This window comes from Rothia sp. P5766, from assembly GCF_048513555.1.
Taxonomy (GTDB): Bacteria; Actinomycetota; Actinomycetes; order Actinomycetales; family Micrococcaceae; genus Rothia.
In genome coordinates this window covers 38,553-52,405 of record NZ_JBLXXS010000008.1, presented here as the reverse complement: position 1 = coordinate 52,405, position 13,853 = coordinate 38,553, and the positions used below count along the sequence as shown (strand labels likewise).

The 13,853-nt window shown below is 57.2% G+C and carries 13 protein-coding genes and 1 tRNA gene; 5 read left to right on the top strand and 9 right to left on the bottom strand.

Going from position 1 to position 13,853, the window contains the following annotated elements:
• Positions 1-375: 375 nt before the first annotated feature.
• The 6 genes from rplA to ACN08V_RS05615 all read right to left on the bottom strand — a co-directional run bounded on the left by rplA (position 376) and on the right by ACN08V_RS05615 (position 3,617).
• On the bottom strand, positions 376-1,068 hold the full coding sequence (gene rplA / locus ACN08V_RS05640) for a 50S ribosomal protein L1 (protein WP_419104839.1): 693 nt from the start codon (positions 1,066-1,068) through the stop codon (positions 376-378).
• 148 nt (positions 1,069-1,216) lie between these two features.
• Complete coding sequence (rplK, locus tag ACN08V_RS05635; RefSeq protein WP_419099258.1) at positions 1,217-1,648, bottom strand: 50S ribosomal protein L11; 432 nt, start codon at positions 1,646-1,648, stop codon at positions 1,217-1,219.
• Positions 1,649-1,836: 188 nt separating this feature from the next.
• On the bottom strand, positions 1,837-2,334 hold the full coding sequence (locus tag ACN08V_RS05630; RefSeq protein ID WP_419104838.1) for an ABC transporter permease: 498 nt from the start codon (positions 2,332-2,334) through the stop codon (positions 1,837-1,839).
• Positions 2,335-2,367: 33 nt separating this feature from the next.
• A complete protein-coding gene (gene nusG / locus ACN08V_RS05625) occupies positions 2,368-3,105 on the bottom strand; it encodes a transcription termination/antitermination protein NusG (protein ID WP_419099256.1) in 738 nt (245 codons plus the stop codon).
• A gap of 103 nt (positions 3,106-3,208) precedes the next feature.
• On the bottom strand, positions 3,209-3,472 hold the full coding sequence (gene secE, locus ACN08V_RS05620) for a preprotein translocase subunit SecE (RefSeq protein ID WP_419099255.1): 264 nt from the start codon (positions 3,470-3,472) through the stop codon (positions 3,209-3,211).
• 72 nt (positions 3,473-3,544) lie between these two features.
• Positions 3,545-3,617 (bottom strand) — tRNA-Trp (locus ACN08V_RS05615).
• Between the two features lie 245 nt (positions 3,618-3,862).
• On the opposite strand from ACN08V_RS05615, the gene ACN08V_RS05610 reads away from it, so the two are divergent.
• Both ACN08V_RS05610 and ACN08V_RS05605 read left to right on the top strand, forming a co-directional pair.
• A complete protein-coding gene (locus ACN08V_RS05610; RefSeq protein ID WP_419099254.1) occupies positions 3,863-5,065 on the top strand; it encodes a pyridoxal phosphate-dependent aminotransferase in 1,203 nt (400 codons plus the stop codon).
• A 334-nt stretch (positions 5,066-5,399) separates the two neighbouring features.
• Positions 5,400-6,431, top strand: coding sequence for a 6-phosphofructokinase (locus ACN08V_RS05605; protein WP_419099253.1), 1,032 nt, complete (start codon positions 5,400-5,402; stop codon positions 6,429-6,431).
• Positions 6,432-6,739: 308 nt separating this feature from the next.
• Here ACN08V_RS05605 and ACN08V_RS05600 read toward each other — a convergent pair whose 3' ends face one another.
• The 3 genes from ACN08V_RS05600 to ACN08V_RS05590 form a co-directional block, all read right to left on the bottom strand.
• Positions 6,740-7,894, bottom strand: a complete 1,155-nt coding sequence (locus ACN08V_RS05600; protein ID WP_419104837.1) for a YgfZ/GcvT domain-containing protein — start codon at positions 7,892-7,894, stop codon at positions 6,740-6,742.
• The gene (locus ACN08V_RS05595) at positions 7,887-8,543 is read right to left on the bottom strand and encodes an FABP family protein (protein ID WP_419099251.1); all 657 of its coding nucleotides are present in this window, start codon (positions 8,541-8,543) and stop codon (positions 7,887-7,889) included. Before ACN08V_RS05595 ends, ACN08V_RS05600 begins: the two co-directional genes overlap by 8 nt.
• A gap of 240 nt (positions 8,544-8,783) precedes the next feature.
• A complete protein-coding gene (locus tag ACN08V_RS05590) occupies positions 8,784-9,533 on the bottom strand; it encodes a hypothetical protein (protein ID WP_419099250.1) in 750 nt (249 codons plus the stop codon).
• A 148-nt stretch (positions 9,534-9,681) separates the two neighbouring features.
• Between ACN08V_RS05590 and ACN08V_RS05585 the strand changes: the two genes are divergently transcribed.
• From ACN08V_RS05585 to ACN08V_RS05575, 3 genes are all read left to right on the top strand, one after another.
• Entirely contained in the window at positions 9,682-10,368 is a 687-nt protein-coding gene (locus ACN08V_RS05585; protein ID WP_419099249.1) for a winged helix-turn-helix transcriptional regulator, read from the top strand.
• A gap of 39 nt (positions 10,369-10,407) precedes the next feature.
• Complete coding sequence (gene mshD, locus ACN08V_RS05580; RefSeq protein WP_419104836.1) at positions 10,408-11,451, top strand: mycothiol synthase; 1,044 nt, start codon at positions 10,408-10,410, stop codon at positions 11,449-11,451.
• Between the two features lie 69 nt (positions 11,452-11,520).
• Positions 11,521-13,749: an RNA degradosome polyphosphate kinase gene (locus ACN08V_RS05575; RefSeq protein ID WP_419104835.1), complete on the top strand. Its 2,229-nt coding sequence runs from the start codon at positions 11,521-11,523 to the stop codon at positions 13,747-13,749.
• Positions 13,750-13,853 lie beyond the last annotated feature (104 nt).

Below are 13,853 nucleotides of genomic sequence, written 5' to 3'. Positions count from 1 at the left end.
TGAATTCTCGCGATTGCTCGTATAAGCACAGATGGTGTATTCAGGCGGGATATCACCTTCATACTCTGCTTCAAACCGGTAAAGGTGTATGTGATGGGTTGCTGGCTCTTACACAGCGAGCAGGCCTGGGTAAAGCGCCGTGGGGTTCACATAGCGCGGTGCATCGGAGGGGCGAGGGTACGGAAAGTACGCGACACGGTACACGGGAGGTGCCTCCTTGCAACCTTCTAACTAACACTGGCCGTGCTTTCAGCCTACCGGCCTCTTTGCTCACAAACCAGACTTACTTACTTCCGCTGAGGGTAAAAGACAGGTGCCCTGCCCCTCATAGGGAGGAACAGGGCACCTGTCTTGCTACCTAAAGTCTCTATAAATTTAGGCTACGCTTGCGGGGTCTACGGGTACACCGGGGCCGAAGGTGGTGGCAATGGTGACCTTAGAGATGTAACGGCCCTTTGAGGATGAGGGCTTGAGGCGGTTGACCTCTTCCAGAGCTGCTTCGAAGTTCTCGGTCAGCTGCTGCTCGGTGAAGGAAGCCTTACCGATCATGAAGTGCAGGTTGGAGTTGCGGTCAACACGGAAGTCAATCTTACCGCCCTTGATGTCTGCAACTGCCTTAGCAACGTCCATGGTGACGGTACCAGTCTTGGGGTTGGGCATGAGGTTACGGGGGCCCAGAACCTTACCCAGACGACCAACCTTGCCCATCATGTCGGGGGTTGCAACTGCTGCGTCGAAGTCGACCCAGCCACCGGCGATCTTTGCGATCAGTTCGTCTGAACCAACGTAGTCAGCGCCTGCTGCTTCTGCTGCTTCTGCCTTCTCGCCTGCGGCGATAACGACAACGCGGGCAGTCTTACCGGTGCCGTTGGGCAGGTTGACGGTACCGCGTACCATCTGGTCTGCCTTACGGGGATCAACGCCGAGACGCAGAGCGACCTCAACGGTTGAGTGGGGCTTGTCTGCCGCGATTTCCTTTGCTACTGCAATAGCCTCGGCGGGTGCGTAGAGCTTGTCCGCTTCGATCTTGGCTACAGCTGCCTGGTACGCTTTGCTGCGCTTTGCCATCTGCTTTTCTCCTTTGCAGGTGTGGTCTCTTATGAGCCGCGCTCGGCTCTGCCACATGCCAACCGGCTATCTACCGGTGGGCTCTTACATATATGTCTTGGTGAGGTTTTGAGGCCTCGGTATCTAGCCTGAGCTAGGGGGAAGGGTTTTAGCCTTCGACGGTGATACCCATGGAGCGGGCAGTGCCGGCAATGATCTTTGCGGCAGCATCAATGTCGTTAGCGTTGAGGTCTTCCATCTTGGTCTGGGCGATTTCCTTGACCTGATCCATGGTCAGTGAGCCGACCTTCTGGGTGTGGGGAACACCTGAACCCTTAGCAACGCCTGCAGCTTTCTTGATCAGCTGGGCCGCCGGAGGGGTCTTGGTGATGAAGGTGAAGGAGCGGTCCTCGTAGACGGTAATTTCTACGGGGATGATGTTACCGCGCTGAGATTCGGTTGCGGCATTGTAAGCCTTGCAGAATTCCATGATGTTGACACCCTGCGCACCGAGCGCGGGGCCAACGGGGGGAGCCGGGTTAGCGGCGCCTGCCTGGATCTGCAGCTTAATGATGCCTGAGACCTTCTTCTTGGGAGCCATTGGTATTTGGTCCTTTTCTTAGCTGGTGGACCGGTACACAGGAGTATGTACCGGGCGGTGGCGGGCCATGGCGACGGCCCAACCGCGCAGTGTGCGCCAAGCGTGCGCGCACACATACAGTCCTCTATCTTAGTACCTTAAGACTTTTTAAGCCATTGCCCCGGGGAGCCTGCGGGCTGGGGTCTTGCTCACAGGCGGGTCAGGGATTCAATGGGGTCAATCCGGGCGGCTTTGCGCGCCGGATAGATTCCGGCCAAGACACCTAACGCTAGGCCAACACCCGCTCCCATTCCTATCACTGCGGGGCTGATAATGGGTGTCCAGGAATTAAGGAGGCTGAGGATGGCAATGGCGTTGATGGAGAAGAGCACACCGGCAAAGGATCCCAGCAGGCTGGTAATGATGGTTTCTATGGCTAGTTGCAGGGTAATACCTGCCGGTTTAGTGCCAATGGCTAGACGCAAACCTATTTCTTGGCGGCGCTCCATAACCCCTACCAGGAAGGTGTTCATGGTACCCACTGCGCCGATGACCAGGGTAATCAGCGACATGGCAATCAGCAGAGTTTTCTGTTGCTCGTCCACAGCGTTTTTCAGGGTTTCGGGTGCGGGCGGGATACTAGCGCTGTAGGCGGGGCAGCCCAAAAAGGCAACAAAAAACCGCCCGGCCTGAGCCTTAGAGCTCAAACCGGGCGGTACATGTTTTATACCCTCTGGGGGTTACATCTTAGTGACCTGTGAGAAGTTCAGGGTCACAGGGGTCTCACGTTCGAAGACAGAAATCAGTACCACCATCTGAGAAGCCGCCGCGTTAATCTCGGAGATAGTAGCGGGCATACCCTCAAAGGGGCCGTCCTTAACGGTGACAGCCTCGCCCACCTCGTAGCCGGTCTCCACAGCGGGAGCGGGCTTGGGCAGTTCGCCTGCTTCGGCCTGCTCAGCTTCAAAGACGGGAGCCAGCATATCTACAACCTCATCCAGGCGCAGGGGCACAGGGTTATAGGCGTCCTGTCCAACGAAGCCTGTAACACCGGGGGTGTGGCGTACTACACCCCAGGTTTCATCGGTCAGGTTCATACGCACCAGGGCGTAGCCGGGAACACGAACACGGCGCACCAGTTTCTTGGCGGTGTTCTTGACCTCCATGACCTCTTCCATGGGGACCTGAACCTCAAAAATGTCATCTTCGGCGTTCAGAGTCTGCACTCGAGATTCCAGATTGGTCTTAACCTTGTTCTCGTAGCCAGCGTAGGTGTGAACAACGAACCATTCACCCTCCTGGCGGCGGAGCTTAGCCTTAAACTCTTCCAGCGGATCTACAGCAGGTTCAGTGACTTCCTCGGCGGAGGTAGCTTCTTCTACCTCTACAGTTTCAGTCTCTGCCAGATCCTGGTCGGTTGCCTGCTCTGCAGGTTCTACAACCTCTTCGGCTTCAGTGTGCATTTCCTGCTCGGACACGCTTTCCTGCTTTCGTCGTTGGAGTTCTATGAGGAGCGCCGTGCGCCCTACATACAAAAGATTTTATGGGGTGGGGCGGGCTTAGAGCCCGGCTCTACTACAGTTAGCTGATGCCATTGCCGAAAAGCCAGAAGGCGCCCTGCCCGAAGAGGTAGTCCAGCCCAGAGATGAGCAGGAGCATAAAAACAACGAAGGCAAGAACAACAATCACATACTGCACCAGTTCTTTACCGGTGGGTGTAGTAACTTTTTTGAGCTCTGCGAATACTTGGCGCAAAAACTGGAAAATACGACCGAAAAAGCCCAGCTTCTGGTGGGCGCCTGGTTCATTAGAATCGGCGGTCCTAGCGGCGATTGATTTAGCCATGTGAGGCCCGCCCCTTTCTAGACTCATCATGAACCGTTCGGTTCGATTGACAAAAAACCTGTGAGGCAAAAGCAGGGCGGACAGGACTCGAACCTGCAACCTGCGGTTTTGGAGACCGCTGCTCTACCAATTGAGCCACCGCCCTTTGAAGGTTACCCCTTCAAGGATGACCCAGGCGCACGGGCATAGGTCAATAGTTGTTCGGTTGCGAACAACGGTACCTACTTTAGAACATAATTTTCTCTTTGGCAATTTGAGGACAGCCCTCCCCAGCCCCACAGCCAACCACCTATGCTTAAGGGTGTAGGCCTCAGCATAGTTTTTGTTGCACCTACAGGCATCAACCACCCAACGGTCCTAAGTCACTAGGACAGAAGCGAGAACCCTCCCATGTCTCAGCGCGTATCCCGCCGCATTGGCGCTATCGCCCCCTCGGCCACCCTCGTTGTCGACGCGAAAGCCAAGGCACTCAAGGCCCAAGGACGCCCGGTGATTGGCTTTGGCGCCGGTGAGCCTGACTTCCCCACGCCCGACTACATTGTCGAAGCCGCCCGCAAGGCTCTGGATGACCCTAAGAACTTCCGTTACACCCAGGCAGCAGGCCTCCCGGAACTCAAGCAGGCTATTGCAGATAAAACTAAGCGGGATTCCGGCATTGAGGTTGACCCTTCACAGATTATTGTGACCAACGGCGGCAAGCAGGCCGTCTACCAGGCTTTCGCCACCGTCATCGACCAAGGCGATGACGTTCTCTTGCCCGCCCCCTACTGGACCACCTACCCCGAGGCAATTCGCCTGGCTGGCGGTAACCCCGTCGAGGTCTTCGCGGGTGCCGACCTTGACTACAAGGTCACCCCCGATATGCTCGAGGCCGCCTACACCCCAGCTACTAAGGCCCTCATTTTTGTCTCGCCCTCCAACCCCACCGGCGCGGTCTATTCCCCCGAAGAAACCAAAGCCATTGGTCAATGGGCACTGGCTAAGGGCATTATGGTGCTGACCGATGAAATCTATGAGCATCTCACCTACGACGGTGTCCCCTTTACCTCCATTCTTAAAGCTGTGCCCGAGCTGGCTGAGAACACTGTTATTCTCAATGGTGTTGCCAAGACCTACGCCATGACCGGCTGGCGTGTGGGCTGGATGATCGCTCCGGCTGATATCACCAAGGCCGCTACTAACCTACAGTCCCATATGACCTCCAACGTCAACAACGTAGCTCAGCTTGCAGCACTTGAAGCGGTCTCCGGCCCACTCGATGCTGTCCATACCATGCACCAGGCTTTTGATCGTCGCCGCAAGACCATTGTTGAGGGACTGAACGCCATCGAGGGTGTTCGTTGCCCCACCCCCAAGGGTGCTTTCTACGCCTACGCCGATGTCACCGGCCTGCTCGGTAAGACCATTGCGGGCAAGACCCCGCAGACCTCGGCCCAATTAGCCGAAATTATCCTGGAAGAAGCCGAAGTAGCGGTAGTGCCGGGTGAAGCATTTGGCCCCTCAGGCTACCTGCGCCTGTCGTACGCGCTAGGCGACGATGATTTGGCAGAGGGCCTGGCCCGTATGCAGAAGCTACTCGCTACAGCCCAGTAGAAAACTCTCAGTCGGCGGGTGTACCCTGCGCAAGCACACCTCTGGTAGCTTCATGTCTTTCATATGCGGTTGGCATCAGCTAGCTCTTGGGTCAGTTTGCTTTGGGTACACCTGCCACTTCTTTTACCGGCCTCCCACCCACAATAAAATCGTTTTTGACCCTAACGTAGAGGCTGAAAACATATAACCCAAGCTATCCCACAGCTACCCACTCAACCCCAAATTCACTAGAATAGAAAACAACAAAGACCAACATGTCGGTTGCTCTCCGGGAGAAAACCGCCTAAGGTCCCACCACCACCGTTCCCCACCAGGAATATTTAGGAGACTCTCCATGAAGATCGGTCTGCTCACCTCCGGCGGCGACTGCCCCGGCCTGAACGCTGTCATTCGCGGCGCCGTCCTCAACGGCATCAAAACCTACGGCGACGAATTCGTCGGCTTCCGCGATGGCTGGCGCGGCGTTGTGGAGGGCGACTACATGGATCTGCCCCGCACTAAGGTCCGCGGTCTGGCCCGCCAGGGTGGCACCATTCTGGGCACCTCCCGCACCAACCCCTTCGACGGACCCAAGGGCGGCCCCGAAAACATCGAAATCATGATGGAGCGCAACGGCATTGATGCCATTGTTGCTATCGGCGGCGAAGGTACCCTAGCAGGCGCAAAGCGCCTAGCCGATGCCGGCCTGCCCGTAGTTGGCGTCCCCAAGACAATCGATAACGACCTCCAGGCAACCGACTACACCTTCGGTTTCGATACCGCCGTTTCCATTGCAACCGACGCGCTGGACCGCCTGCGTACCACCGGCGAGTCCCACCACCGTGCCATGGTCGCAGAGGTTATGGGCCGCCACGTTGGTTGGATCGCCCTGCACTCCGGTATGTCCGGTGGCGCCCACGCCATCCTGATTCCCGAAGTCAAGGTATCCATGGAAGAGGTAGCAGGCTGGGTCAAGGAAGTTCACGACCGCGGTCGCTCACCCCTGATCGTTGTAGCTGAAGGCTTCATCCCCGAGGGCTTTGACGATGTACTGGCCGGCAAGGGCCAGGAAAAGGACGGCCGCCCCCGTCTGGGTGGCATCGGTGAGTGGGTTACCCAGGAAATCGAACGTCTGACCGGCATTGAGACCCGCAACACCATCCTGGGTCACATTCAGCGTGGCGGTGCACCTACCGGCTTTGACCGCGTTCTCTCAACTCGCCTAGGCATTCAGGTTGTGGATATGATTCACGATAAGGAGTGGGGCAAGATGGTTGCCATGCAAGGTACCGAAATCAGGCGCGTAGACTTTGCCGAGGCTCTGGACGGCCTCAAGAAAGTTCCTGCTGACCGCTACCAGGAAGCCAAAGTACTTTTCGGTCGCTAAACAGGCGGGCGACAAGCTGTATAGAGAGAGGGCGCTACCCTTGGTTCTGAAATTTTTAAGAATCAAAGGTCGGTTGATGTAGCTGGTGACGGTAGCCAGGCCCCCCGGGTTGCTACCGCAGTCCCCATCACTTTTGCAGACTAGGGTATCGAGACCCCAGCTAGCGCTTGGTCTGCCTTGAAGATGACGGCTCCAACCAGGTAGAGCTCCTAGCCACCAAGGCTTACTCAAGGCTCACATACAGATTTAGGCCCCGGATAGCTTGCACAGCAAGCTGTCCGGGGCCTTTAGACTGCCTGGGTTTTTCCCTAACTCAGGAACTGGCCTTTGGTACGCCGCCCCACCACCTGGCCGGCGTCGGGAGCAACAATCAGAGTCTGCGAGCAGGCGTACTCAGTAGCCGGTGCAGGGTTGCCCTGCGCATCAAAGTCGCCGCCGTCAATAGCTCGTAGCTCAGCATCGGGAGCCACCGACCTTTTCAGAAGGGCTAAGGCAATAGGCCCAGCTTCATGGTGCAGAGCAACAGAGGTAATGACACCCACCTGCTTGGCCCCGTTCATCACGGGGGTCCCTACCGCGGGGAGAGTATGTTCAGAGCCATCAAGATCCAGGAAAGTCAGGCGACGGGGCGGGTGCCCTAAGTTGTGCACGCGCGCCACTGTTTCTTGGCCCTTGTAGCAGCCTTTCTCCAGGTGGACTGCTGTACGCATGAGGTCAAGTTCGTGAGGAATTGTTTTCTCATCAGAATCCACCCCCACCCGGGGACGCCAGGCCTCAATGCGCAGGGCATCGGCGGCCCAGGAGCCCGCTAGCTGGCAACCGTCAACGGCATCGAGTAGGCGGTGAGCAGGAATGATAGTCAGGTACCGGTGGTAGTCAGCTCCGGGGTGTTGGTTCTCTTCAACCGCGCTGTAACTGTAACCGCCAGCAGCAACACCTGCTGCCCAGGGGTCCTGCCAGATGACTCCAGCAGCCAGTGCCGGGGAGGCATCCTTACAGGTGCGAGGGTCCACCGTCGAGCCAAGAACAGCGTAGCTCTCGGTTAGGTCGGTGACTTCCACCTCTAACATAAACTTCATGCGCTTGAGGTAGTCCGCCAGCGGGGCGGCCTGAGCGCCTTCGGTTATCAGCCAGACCCTACCCCCCTGCTCCACTGCATAAGCGGAAAACTCAATGCGCCCCTGCGGGGTCAGCAAGAGAAGCTCAGTGCTAGACCCCTCCCCCAGGCCAGTAAGCACCTGGGTCGAGAGTGTCGTCAGCCAGCTCAAACGGTCAGGACCAGCCACCGTCACAATACCCAGGTGGGAGTAGTCCACTAGGGTCAGCTTGCTTCGGCGGGCAAGCGCCCGCTGCTCGGCAATCGGGTTACCGTAGTGGGCGGCGACACCGGCATCGGCTCCCGATGCAGCAAAGGCACCGGGACGGCGAAGCAGGGGGCTACTGTAGCCGCTGGGGCTAGTCAAGGTTCTCTCCACCGAACATGGTGGTGCCCAGGTCGTCACCGGTCATAGAAGAAGTCTTGCGCAACTCTGCTGATGCGTGCTTTTCTAGCTTGCCGGTGACGGGGTGAGCGGTTTCCCAGTCCCACATGAGGTTGCCGTTTACCAGGCCCCAGAGCCGGACAGAACCTGCGTATTCTTTGGAAATGTCATCTTTGAGCATGTTGCCGGTCTGCATACGCACCACCGGGCCTTTAATCATGCCCACATAGTTTTCAGTCAGCCCGCCGGGGTGAGCAATGGTGGCAAGCAGGTTAAAGCCGCCGTCTTCATTACGCAGGGCTTCTACCGATTCGGCGTCCTGGTGTACTGGGACCACTGCTGCCGGGACCAGCCCGGGGCCAAGATCACCGTCTACCTGGGGTCGGTCAATCTGCCAGAAGCCGGTTTCAAGGGTGATGGTGCGGAGCTTCTTGCCTGCATCATCAAGCAGGAAGCTCTCAGCCCTGTACTCGATAAAGGGCAGGCCCTCCTGGGCGAAGGTAATAATTTGCCCGAAGGGGGTCTGTTCAGAGCCTTCGTACCAGAGGGAGCCGGTACCTTCCCAGGTACCAAGCAACCAGGAGAAGGGGACGAGCTCGGGGGTAAGGTTGGTGGGAATTTCAATAGCCATACCCCTTAGTCTAGTAGCTGCTTGACTCCGTGAGCTGGGCTTAGCGGTCAGCGTAGGTCGGGCAGAGAAAAAGCCCCCGCGCTTCGGTGCGCGAGGGCCTGGTGGTTTCTACTGAAAGCTGTTTACTTCTGCCCGCGGAAAAGACCGGTGAGCACAAAGCCGATGCAGGTGAAAATAGCCAGACCTGCCAGCCCCAGCAGGACGAGGAAGAAAATTTCTAATGCAAGAATACTCATGTGGCTAGCCTATCACGCGCGTGAGGAAAGTCGCACATACATACCCAATAACTCCGATGAAAGCTACCGGCGTGACACCCAATGTCACTGCCCCGCGGCGCGGTCCTTCTTTGGGGCCTGCCGAGATGACCCGGATCCCGATGATGCCCAGCAGGATACCTACGCCCACACCAATCATGACAACCGGCTGAGCGGTTTCGGCGTGCTTGGCTAGAATAGCCAAACCCACCCATCCGGCAACAGAAACAGAGGCCAGTACCCCTGAAACACAGCTAATCACCGACTCCAGCTTGCCCTGTGCGCCCTCACCGCGGGCAAGCTCAGTCATAAAGCTGGAGACAATACCAACAGCAGCAATAGCTGGTAAGAAGGTAAGCGGGGACTCCCCGGGGTTAATCCAGGCATAAAGAACCGAAGCTAGCCCGGATAAGAGAATAATGACCGAATGTGACGTTACGCGGTGGCGCCCACGGAGTTCAGCAATACCGGTGGCAGCAGGCCAGCCGCCAGCGATGAGAAGTACAGCACCCAGACCGGCTGCTGCCGCAACTGTTGGCGAGATAATGGCAGAAACCACCAGCGCGAGAAGGGCAAGCACCCCTGAGAGAGCAACCAGGGTGTAGCGGGAGCGCCGGGTAGCACCGATTCGCCCTAAGGGCCCTTGGTAAACAGTTTTCTGCTGAGCTCGGCGGAACCTACTGAGCTCAGGAACAAAGGTTCGTATTGCTCGTGTGGAGTTCTCTTTGGTGGTCACAGTAGCCTTCGGGGTGCGGTAAGTGATGGGCCGGGTTCATAATCCCGGCTTTATCTTTATATCTTCCCGTATTACGAGCCTTTTTATCAACGTCCGGGTACCGCGTTTTATACTGGTCAATAGTTGCTGTATAGCGAGGAGTGATGGTGTGCTGCATATTGTCGTGTTGAGTGATTCATCGACCGATGGCGCTGACGTCACCCAGTCTTTGGGTTTATTAGCACACCGGTTTTCTGTATTGCCTTTAGGTTCCTCCCTTGCCCCTATCCAGGGTTTGGGGCCGGATGTGGTCATGGTCGATGCCCGCGAGGAACTGGTCGCTGCTCGCAACTGTGCCCATCTCCTGAAGGGAGCCGGGCTTAATGTGCCCTTGCTGATGGTGCTAACCGAGGGCGGCATGGCGGCTGTAGCAGCTCATTGGATGGTTGATGATATCGTTCTTGCATCGGTTGGACCGGCTGAGCTAGAAGCCCGTCTACGCCTGCTATCAGCTTACCGTGACCACCTAGCTCAGGCTCAGGATTCTATTATTCGGGTGGGGGGCGTAACGGTTGACGAGGCTTCCTATTCGGCTCGTTTGCAGGGCTCACCGCTCAACCTGACCTATAAGGAATTCGAACTCCTTAAGTTCTTGGTCCAGCACCCTGGCCGTGTTTTTACCCGCTCCCAGCTTCTATCTGAGGTGTGGGGCTATGACTACTACGGCGGCACCCGCACCGTCGATGTTCATATTCGCCGTTTGCGTTCCAAGTTAGGGCCTGACCACGAACAGTTGATTACGACGGTGCGCAATGTTGGCTATAGCTTCAACTCCCCCAGAGGTGAGTCTCGTTAGAGTAAGGAGGAAGGCTCATGGTGAGTGGAGGAGGTACCTATGAAGGCTCTTGAGGTGGTTGAATCTACCTTTGCTTCTGACTTACCCCAAGGCATGCAGGCCCTAGCTAGCTTGGCCCAGGGACAGGACGGAGCAGCTCCTTTTTCGGAGCAGGCCCATGTTGAAGTTATCCGAGCAGTGAACCAACACGAGGCGGTTCCGGCTTCTGCCGTGAAGGCCTTTGAAGCGCGGGTAGCAGACCAGCTTGTAGGCTTAGCGGTGCTTGTTCTTGAAGGTGATACCTGGGTTCTTGAGGCAGCAGTAAGCCCTCAAATGCGCGGGCAGGGTATCGGCCTTACTCTAATTACCTCCGCTCTTAAAGCTCTGGAGGGCCAGCCTCTAGCGGCCTGGATCCACGGAGGCCCGCAGGAGCAAACCCCCGCTCTGGAAGCTGCCCTTGCTATTGCTCAGCATTTAGGGTGGAAGGCAAGCCGGGAACTCTACAAACTAGAACTACCCCTAACCGAAGTATCGAGGCAACGCATCCTTGACCTAGCTGATCAGGCTCAGCTCCCCCATGGTCTCGAACTTATCACCTACTCACCGGAGCAAGCCCATCACTGGGTTGAACTGAATGCACGCGCTTTTGCGCATCACCCCGAGCAGGGCAGGCTGACCCTAAAGGATCTGCAGGTTCGCACGGAATCTGCCTGGTTCCGGCCCGAAGGTTTCTTCTTGGTTCATGTCTCTGACAGTACCGCAGAGGCAGAATCTAAGTGCGGCTCTGCCCTGGCCGGCTACCACTGGACCAAAATCCCCACAGACCAGGGAGCAGAGCCAGAAGGTGAAGTCTATGCCATCGGCATCGACCCCCGGTGGCAGGGCCGGGGCCTGGGTAAAGCCCTCACTTTAGCAGGTATGGCTTACCTAGCTCAGACATCCGACGAGCAAGGAAAAGCCCTAGACCGTATAGTTCTCTATGTCGATGCGGATAATACGGCGGCAGTCAGCCTCTACCGCTCTCTCGGTTTCACCCCGCTCACCGTTGACCGACAGTACCGACCCGGTGCCCCGGCAGAAGCCACCCCCTCAAGATCCAGCTGACGGGCACCCCACCGGCCCGAAGCCCCAAGACCCACACTTTGTATTGACCGCAACCGCGAAAGGCTCACCATGACCAAGGCACCAGAAGAGATACCCAACCGCATCCCCATCGGGAGTGACATCAGCAAGCTAGAACGCGCTGAAACACGCGTAGACCGTATCGATATAGGGAAGAAAATTAAGCTCCCCAACCTCGAGGGTGACTTTGGCTCCGATCGTTTCCTTGACCGCGAAATAAGCTGGCTAGACTTCAACACCCGGGTTCTCGAATTGGCAGAAGATCCCAACCTCTACTTGCTTGAACGCCTGAACTTCCTCTCTATCGTTACCAGCAACCTCGATGAGTTCTTCATGGTCCGGGTAGCCGGGCTCAAGCGCCGTATCGCCACCGGTATCGCCATGCCCTCAGCCGCAGGCCTCACCCCTGAAGAGCAGATGGAAGAAATCGCCGAAGCCGCTCACGCCCTGCAAGAGCGTCAGGCACGGGTCTTCCACGAGCAGGTCTACCCAGAACTCGAAAAAGAAAACATTCGCATTGTCGGCTGGAGCGATCTGAGCACCGCTGAGCAGGACCGCCTCTCCAACTTCTTCCGAACCGATGTCTTCCCGGTGCTCACCCCGCTAGCCGTTGACCCGGCCCACCCCTTCCCCTACATCTCCGGTCTATCGCTCAACCTGGCGGTCATTGTCCGCAATCCCCAGACCGGCAAGGAACTCTTTGCCCGTCTCAAGGTCCCCGAAACCATGGACCGGATGGTCGCCGTTGATGGCTCACGCTCGGTACGTTCATCCTCCGGTGAGGTACGCTTTATCCCCCTCGAAGTGATTATCGCTGAGCACCTCGATATTCTTTTCCCCGGCATGGAAGTACTGGAACACCACGCCTTCCGTGTAACCCGTAACGAAGACCTCGAAGTAGAAGAGGACGATGCTGAGAACCTTCTCAAAGCACTAGAGAAAGAACTGCTCCGCCGCCGTTTCGGCCCACCGGTACGCCTAGAGGTTGAAGACACCATCAACCCAACCATTCTGGAACTCCTGGTCTCCGAGCTAGGCATCGATGAGCACGAGGTCTACAAGCTCCCCGCGCCCCTGGACATGCGCGGTCTCTCCGATATCGCTAAGACCAACCGCCCTGCCCTGCACTACCCCAAGCATGTAGCCCACACCTCCCGCTGGCTCAACGCCAACGAAACCTCCAAGGCTGCCGACGTTTTCGCCGCAACCCGCGATCACGATGTCTTACTCCACCACCCCTACGATTCCTTTGCGACCAGTGTTCAGGCCTTCCTCGAGCAGGCAGCCTCTGACCCCGCTGTACTGGCTATCAAGCAGACCCTCTACCGTACCTCCGGAGACTCCCCCATTGTCGATGCCCTCATCGAAGCAGCCGAAGCTGGCAAACAGGTCCTGGCCCTGGTCGAGATTAAGGCCCGCTTTGACGAGCAGGCCAACATCGAATGGGCCCGCAAACTGGAGCGCGCCGGTGTTCACGTGGTCTACGGCATCGTGGGCCTCAAAACCCACTGCAAGCTCTCCCAGGTGGTCCGCAAGGAACCCGATGGTCTACGCCGCTACTGCCATATCGGCACCGGCAACTACCACCCCTCCACCGCCCGCTTCTATGAGGATCTCGGTCTGATTACCTGCGACCCTCAAATCGGTGAGGACGTCTCCAGGCTTTTCAATCAGCTCTCCGGCTACGCTCCCAAGACAACCTACAAGCAGTTGCTGGTTGCCCCCCGCTCCCTGCGCTCGGGCCTGATTGACAACATCAATAAGGAAATAGAACACAAGCAGGCCGGTCATTACGCCAAGATTCAGATTAAGTGCAACTCGATGGTCGATGAGGCTATCATTGACTCCCTCTACCGTGCTTCACAGGCCGGAGTAGAAGTCAATGTACTGGTACGCGGCATCTGTGCCCTACGCCCCGGTGTTCCTGGGCTCTCAGATAACATCAAGGTGCGTTCGGTGCTGGGGCGTTTCTTGGAGCACTCCCGGGTTTTCACCTTTGAAAACGCCGGTCAGCCCAAGACCTACATCGGCTCAGCCGATATGATGCACCGCAACCTGGACCGCCGTGTTGAGGCCCTGGTACATGTTAAGGAACCTGCCCATGTGGCTTACCTGCTCCAAATGTTTGAGAATTACCTCTCGGACAAGACAAGTAACTGGCACCTGAGCGCCAACGGTTCCTGGGAACGCCATCATTTGGATGCCGAAGGTCAGCCTCTGCGTGATGTCCAGGCTTTCTACTTGGCTAGCCGGAGCAAGAAACGCAATAAGCGCTCCTAACAGTTAGCTTTGACAGGATAACTTATCCGCCCGATTCCCTCTCCAGGGCAGTCGAGGGAATACAATGTCCTTGGGTTAAGGCAAGGTTAACCCAGGGACATCTT

Excerpts from the sequence above, each read along its gene's own strand:
- rplA (WP_419104839.1), bottom strand. The coding sequence starts at position 1,068 with ATGGCAAAGCGCAGCAAAGCGTACCAGGCAGCTGTAGCCAAGATCGAA.
- rplK (WP_419099258.1), bottom strand. The coding sequence starts at position 1,648 with ATGGCTCCCAAGAAGAAGGTCTCAGGCATCATTAAGCTGCAGATCCAG.
- secE (WP_419099255.1), bottom strand. The coding sequence starts at position 3,472 with ATGGCTAAATCAATCGCCGCTAGGACCGCCGATTCTAATGAACCAGGC.
- ACN08V_RS05610 (WP_419099254.1), top strand. The coding sequence starts at position 3,863 with ATGTCTCAGCGCGTATCCCGCCGCATTGGCGCTATCGCCCCCTCGGCC.
- ACN08V_RS05605 (WP_419099253.1), top strand. The coding sequence starts at position 5,400 with ATGAAGATCGGTCTGCTCACCTCCGGCGGCGACTGCCCCGGCCTGAAC.
- ACN08V_RS05595 (WP_419099251.1), bottom strand. The coding sequence starts at position 8,543 with ATGGCTATTGAAATTCCCACCAACCTTACCCCCGAGCTCGTCCCCTTC.
- mshD (WP_419104836.1), top strand. The coding sequence starts at position 10,408 with ATGAAGGCTCTTGAGGTGGTTGAATCTACCTTTGCTTCTGACTTACCC.
- ACN08V_RS05575 (WP_419104835.1), top strand. The coding sequence starts at position 11,521 with ATGACCAAGGCACCAGAAGAGATACCCAACCGCATCCCCATCGGGAGT.